Annotated in this window: 4 protein-coding genes; all 4 read left to right on the forward strand. The window is 62.2% G+C overall.

Annotation, left to right across the window (positions count from 1 at the left end):
* A partial coding sequence (locus tag VF436_RS13580; RefSeq protein ID WP_330904563.1) for a CocE/NonD family hydrolase occupies nt 1–982 on the forward strand: 982 nt, incomplete at its 5' end.
* A gap of 373 nt (nt 983–1,355) precedes the next feature.
* Complete coding sequence (locus VF436_RS13585) at nt 1,356–1,922, forward strand: hypothetical protein (protein WP_330904564.1); 567 nt, start codon at nt 1,356–1,358, stop codon at nt 1,920–1,922.
* 589 nt (nt 1,923–2,511) lie between these two features.
* The gene (locus VF436_RS13590) at nt 2,512–4,686 is read left to right on the forward strand and encodes a type I secretion system permease/ATPase (RefSeq protein WP_330904565.1); all 2,175 of its coding nucleotides are present in this window, start codon (nt 2,512–2,514) and stop codon (nt 4,684–4,686) included.
* A 3-nt stretch (nt 4,687–4,689) separates the two neighbouring features.
* Nucleotides 4,690–6,111: an HlyD family type I secretion periplasmic adaptor subunit gene (locus VF436_RS13595; RefSeq protein ID WP_330904566.1), complete on the forward strand. Its 1,422-nt coding sequence runs from the start codon at nt 4,690–4,692 to the stop codon at nt 6,109–6,111.
* Nucleotides 6,112–6,122: the final 11 nt, after the last annotated feature.

Consider the following 6,122-nt stretch of genomic DNA (forward strand, 5'->3'; position numbering starts at 1 on the left):
CGAGGTGCGCCGCACCGCGCCGAAGGCCGTCGCCGACCAGCAGTACGCGATCATCGCGCCGGTGCTGCATTGCGCGTACACGCGCGCCAGCGAGCACACCATGATCGGCGACCTTGACGTGGGCGACGCGCGCTTCGACTACAACGACCTCGTCTACGGCTGGTTCGACCATTACCTCAAGGGCGAAGACAGTCCCATCCTGGATAAGCAGCCCAAGGTGATGTACTACGTGATGGGCGCGAATCGCTGGGAGAAGGCCGACACCTGGCCGCCGGCCGGAGCGAAGACGCAGGATCTCTACTTCGCCAGCGAGGGCCAGGCCAACACGCTCTACGGCGACGGCAGGCTCGTCGACGCGCCGCCCGCCGCGGACCATCCCGACAAGTTTGTCTACGACCCGGAAAACCCCGTGCCGACCTTCGGCGGCGGCGGTTGCTGCCAGGGCTCGGCGGTGAAATTCGGCTCCTACGACCAGCGCCCGCAGGAAACCCGCAACGACATCCTGGTCTACGATTCGAAGCCGTTCGAGCACGGCACCGAGGTCAGCGGGCCGATCACGGTGACGCTGTACGTTTCCTCCAGCGCGAAGGACACCGACTTCACCTTCAAGGTGGATGACGTGTACCCCGATGGCCGCGCGTTCAACATCACCGAGAACATCCAGCGCATGCGCTACCGCGACGGCTACGACAAGCCGCTGGCGTGGATGTCGCCCGGCCAGACGTACAAGGTCACCTTCCAGCCGATCGACACCAGCTACTACTTCAAGCCGGGACACAAGCTGCGCGTGGACGTTTCCAGCAGCAACTTCCCGCGCTTCGACCGCAACCTCAACACGGGCGGCAACAACTACGACGAGGACAAGGGCGTCGTCGCCCGCAACGCGGTCCATCACGACAGCCAGCATCCGTCCAAGATCACCATCACGGTGGTGCCGAATGCCGAGCCGGTCGCGGATGGGAAAACCGCCGAGGACGATTGAGGCGATTGGGACAGCCAGGGTTTCGCAGACGCCTGTTCAGGAGCCGCTGCGGCGTGGACGGCTGAGTACGCGATCCAATTGCCTGATTGGGAGCTGGCGATTAGGGCGCGTTATCAAGGGTGGGGCAGGTGTCCCTTGGTATGCCGGCAAGTGCGATTGGAGCCGACCTTGGCCGCCATCGACGTAACAGACATGTTGTCCGCGTTGCCGGCTCAACACTCCAGTGCCTCGCTGCGCACTTCCAGCCGCCGTTCGAAAGACGCCTGCGCGCTACCGCGATTCGTGCGGGGCACCTGCATGGAGCGTTCGCAGCGTCTTTCAGTTATGCCAGTGCATGCCGATATCCCGTGTAACTCCTTTGTTTGGTTCAGGCATGATTGGACTGAAAACGCTTCGAGAGAACCTTGCAAGTTTCATCTTTGCCGGCGCCCTTCTCGCCATCGGCTTAGGCTTCTGTTGGAAATACTTGCTTGGACAGCTGGATGCGGCCAATCGCCAGATGGTCGCCAATGCGAAGACAAGTGCCAGGCTTGAAGTGCAACAGGAGGCGCTGACCAAACAGCGCAAGGAGTTGGCTGCACGGCAAGCGGCAGTGAACGCCAGAGACGCTGCGGTCGACGCGCGCGAACGCGCCCTCGCATTGGAATCGGCCAGTTTGTCCGCCAAGGCCAGTCACGCCCAAGAGCTCGCCGTCATTCAGTCGCTCATCGACGACTACCGAAAGCTGGGAGTTGATGTGGCCTCGGATCCACCTTGTGGTGACCGCGATCTCATGAGCCGATACAACCAGGGGAGGGCGCTCCTCCACGAGATAGCAAGTCGCGCGGCGCGGATTGGGGAGAGTAAGAGTGTGGAGCCATTCTTGCAGAACAGCTGGGGGTTTTCCGGTAGCGTCCTCAACCCCTGTGGTTGGCAGCCTGAGGCCGGATCGCACAGCTGATGCGCAACTCACCCAAGAGGGAAGCGCTGGAGTGAATCCCGTGTTCAAAAGGCGAGGGTGAGGGCGAGGTGTCCTAAACGCCCCGACCAGCCCAGGCGGACGCTCAACGACCGCTGCTGAAACCGCTTGCACTCTGCGGCAGCACCGCCCACCACGCCACTCAACGCGTGGTGACAGAGGAGGTGATTTGTCGGGAGGGGCGATCTTCTTGTGCGACAAGCCAGCTGATTTTGGAACGTATGAGCTGGCTTCGCTGGCTCAACATACAGTGTGCGAATTCGAAATTCCCTACGCATCGTTCTGTGATTTCACGCTCGGATCAGCGTCAGAAAGGGCGGTCACGCCTAACTTACTAAACTTACTGGGCAATGCATGGCACTACGTCCTTAACTCCATCGTGCTGCTCGCAAAATATTGACGTCCGTCACGCAATTACATGCGAAACGTGGTATACCGTGAGACCTCAGCTTCGGGCCGGTGGGCGCTGTTGGTCTTCATCGGAGGATTGGGGTGCCGTGAGTCGTGTCACGTGGAGGCGTGACGACGCATGGCGTTCCAGAGGCAAGGGAACGAAGGATCGTCGTTTCGCATGGTTGCCGTCGTTGAGAACGAGCAGGCCGAGTCGATACCGCTTGGCCACGGAGAGCGCCTCGGCAAGCATGCCGATCAGTCGCTTCAGGGGCTGGTGCTGCTAGCGCAGTTCCATGGCATCGCGGCCGATGCCGATCAACTGCGCCATGAAGCTGGACGCAGTGCTGCCGAGCCGTTTGATGAACCGGCGTTGCTGCTGGCAGCGAAGAAGCTGGGCCTCAAAGCCAAAGTCATCAACCATCCTGCCGAGCGACTTGATCGCGTTGCGCTACCTGCGCTGGCGTTACAGCGCGATGGTCGCGCCTTCGTCGTGGCCAAGATCGGTGATGGCAAGGCCCTGATCCACGACCTGGGGCTGCAGTGTGCCCGTATTTTGTCGTGGGACGACTTCACGACCCGCTACGACGGCCGTCTGCTGGTCGTTGCCTCGCGTGCCTCGATGGTGGCCGAACTGGCCAAGTTCGACTTCAGCTGGTTCATCCCGGCGGTAGTGAAGTACCGCAAGCTGCTGCTCGAAGTACTGGCGGTGTCGTTCTTCCTGCAGTTGTTCGCGCTGGTCACACCGCTTTTCTTCCAGGTGGTGATGGACAAGGTGCTGGTGCACCACGCCATGACCACACTCACGGTCATCACCGTCGGCTTGGTGGCCATCACCCTCTTCAACGTGGTGCTGGCGGGCCTGCGCACCTTCCTCTTTGCGCACACCACCAGCCGCATCGATGTGGAACTGGGCGCGCGATTGTTTCGGCATATCCTCGCGTTGCCTTTGGCGTACTTCGAGGTGCGTCGTGTCGGCGACACCATCGCGCGCGTGCGCGAGCTGGAGAACATCCGCAACTTCCTGACCGGGCAGACGCTGACTTCGGTGCTGGATCTGCTGTTCACCTTCGTGTTCCTGGCGGTGATGTTCCTCTACAGCGGCTGGCTGACCCTGATCGTAGTGATATCGCTGCCGTTGTACGCCATCTGGTCGGCGGCGATCACGCCAGTGCTACGCAAGCGGCTCAACGAGAAGTTCGTGCGCAGCGCTGACAATCAGTCCTTTCTGGTCGAGGCGATCTCCGGCATCGGCACCATCAAGGCGATGGCCGTCGATCCGCGCATGGTGCGCACGTGGGACAACCAGTTGGCTGGCTATGTCAGTGCAGGGTTCCGCGTCACGCAACTGGCCAATATCGGCCAGCAGGGCATCCAGCTGATGCAGAAACTGGTCAGCGTGGCGGTTATTTACTGGGGGGCGAAGCTGGTGATCGATGGCTCGCTGTCAGTGGGCCAGTTGATTGCCTTCACGATGCTCTCCGGCCAGGTCTCCACGCCGATCGTCCGTTTGGCCCAGTTGTGGCAGGACTTTCAGCAGGTCGGCATCTCGATGGAGCGCATGGGCGACGTGCTGAACACCCGCACGGAGGTGGGCGGCAGCCGCATGACGTTGCCGCCCATCGAAGGGCGCGTCACGTTCGAGAATGTGGGCTTCCGTTACCGCCCTGACACTGCCGAAGTGCTGGCCAGCATCCATCTCGATATCCAGCCGGGCGAAGTGGTGGGTATCGTCGGGCGCTCTGGCTCGGGCAAGAGCACGCTGACCAAGCTGGTGCAGCGCCTGTACGTACCCGAGCATGGTCGCATCCTGGTCGACGGTACGGACCTCGCACTGGCCGATCCGGCGTGGCTGCGCCGCCAGCTCGGCGTGGTGCTGCAGGAGAACTTCCTGTTCAACCGCAGCGTGCGCGAAAACATCGCGTTAAGCGATCCCGGCATGCCGTTGGAGCAGGTGATCGAAGCGGCCAAGCTGGCCGGCGCCCACGAGTTCATTGTCGAGCTGCCGGAAGGTTATGACACGCTGGTGGGCGAGCATGGCGCCAACCTTTCCGGCGGGCAGCGCCAGCGCATGGCCATTGCCCGTGCGCTGGTGACCGATCCCCGCATCCTCATCCTCGACGAGGCGACCAGCGCGCTCGATTACGAATCCGAGCGGGCCGTCATGGCGAACATGCGCGCCATCTGCCGCGGCCGCACGGTGCTCATCATTGCGCATCGTCTTTCCACGGTGCGGCATGCCGATCGCATCGTGGTGCTCGACAAGGGGCATATCGTGGAGACCGGTGCCCCGGACGAACTGTTGAAACATCCTGACGGGCACTTCGCTCGTCTTTCCCGGTTGCAGCAGGGCTGACCCATGATGCACAGGTTGACGGCACTCATGGCTATCGGTCGGCGCTATATGCAGGTATGGCGCGCGGCATGGGGCGAGCGCCATGCCTTGGCGCCCATGCCACGCACAGGCGACGAATTGGCCTTTCTTCCGGCGCATCTTGAGCTGACCGAAACCCCGTTGTCGCCGGCGCCGCGTGTCAGCGCATGGATCGTCATGGGCCTGTTCTGCGTTGCATTGCTGTGGGCGTGCCTGGGCAAGTTGGACATGGTCGCCGTGGCCCCCGGCCAGACCGTTACCGGTAGTCGCACCAAGGTGGTCCAGCCCGCCGAGACGGCCGTAGTGCACCGCATCCTGGTGCGTGATGGCCAGCATGTGGATCAGGGCGACCTGCTCATCGAACTGGATGCCACCGCCACCGCGGCCGACAAACGTAAAGCACAGGAGGCGCTGTTCGATGCCCGCCTGGCTGCCATGCGCACAGCAGCTCTGGTCGACGCCCTGGATGCAGGCACGCTTCCAAAGTTGGCGAGCGCCGATGATCTGCCGGCAGAACGTTTCGACGCTGCCCAGCGCTTGGCACAAAGCGAATACGCGGCCTATCTCGACAAGAAGCAGGGGCTGGAAGCCCTGGTGGTGCAGAAGCAGGCCGAACTGCACACGGTGGAATCGGCGGTCAGCCCCCTGGAGCAATTCCTCGCCATTTCGCGTAGCCGTGAGGCCGACTATGGAAAGCTCATCGACAAGGGCTACGTGTCCAAACAGGACTACATGCAGCGGAAGCAGGAGCGTTTGAATGCCGAGCGGGACCTTTCCGATCAGCGCAACCGTCGGGAGGAGTTGCGCTCGGCCATATCCAGCGCGCGCGAGGAATTGGAGGCCACCGTTACCGAAGCTCGTCGCCAGTGGCTGGACGGACAGCGCCAGGCACGCGAACAGATCCGTCAATACGAACCCGAAGTGGCACGCACCACACGGCGCGACACGCTGATGCAGTTGCGAGCTCCGGTAGCCGGCACGGTGCAGCAGTTGGCCGTGCATACCGTCGGCGGTGTGGTGACGCCCGCGCAGCCGCTGCTTGCCGTAGTACCCGAGAACGAGCCGCTTGAAGTAGAGGCCACGGTACTCAACCAGGACATCGGCTTCGTGCACCCGGGGCAGCGCACCACGATCAAGGTCGAGAGCTTCCCCTACACGCGTTACGGCTACATCGAAGGAGTAGTGGAAAGCGTTTCGCATGACGCCATACAGGACGAGAAGCTCGGGCTGGTGTACCGCGCCAGGGTGAAGATGGGACAAGCGACACTGAGGGTAGACGGAGCGGTTGTCCGCCTAACCTCGGGCATGGCGCTGACCGCGGAAATCAAGACTGGCAAGCGCCGAACGATCGATTACATCCTCGATCCATTGCGGCAAGGGATGGGCGAAGCGATGCGGGAAAGATAGTAAGTTCGCTT

The organism is Dyella sp. (assembly GCF_036384435.1).
Lineage (GTDB): Bacteria > Pseudomonadota > Gammaproteobacteria > Xanthomonadales > Rhodanobacteraceae > GSA-30.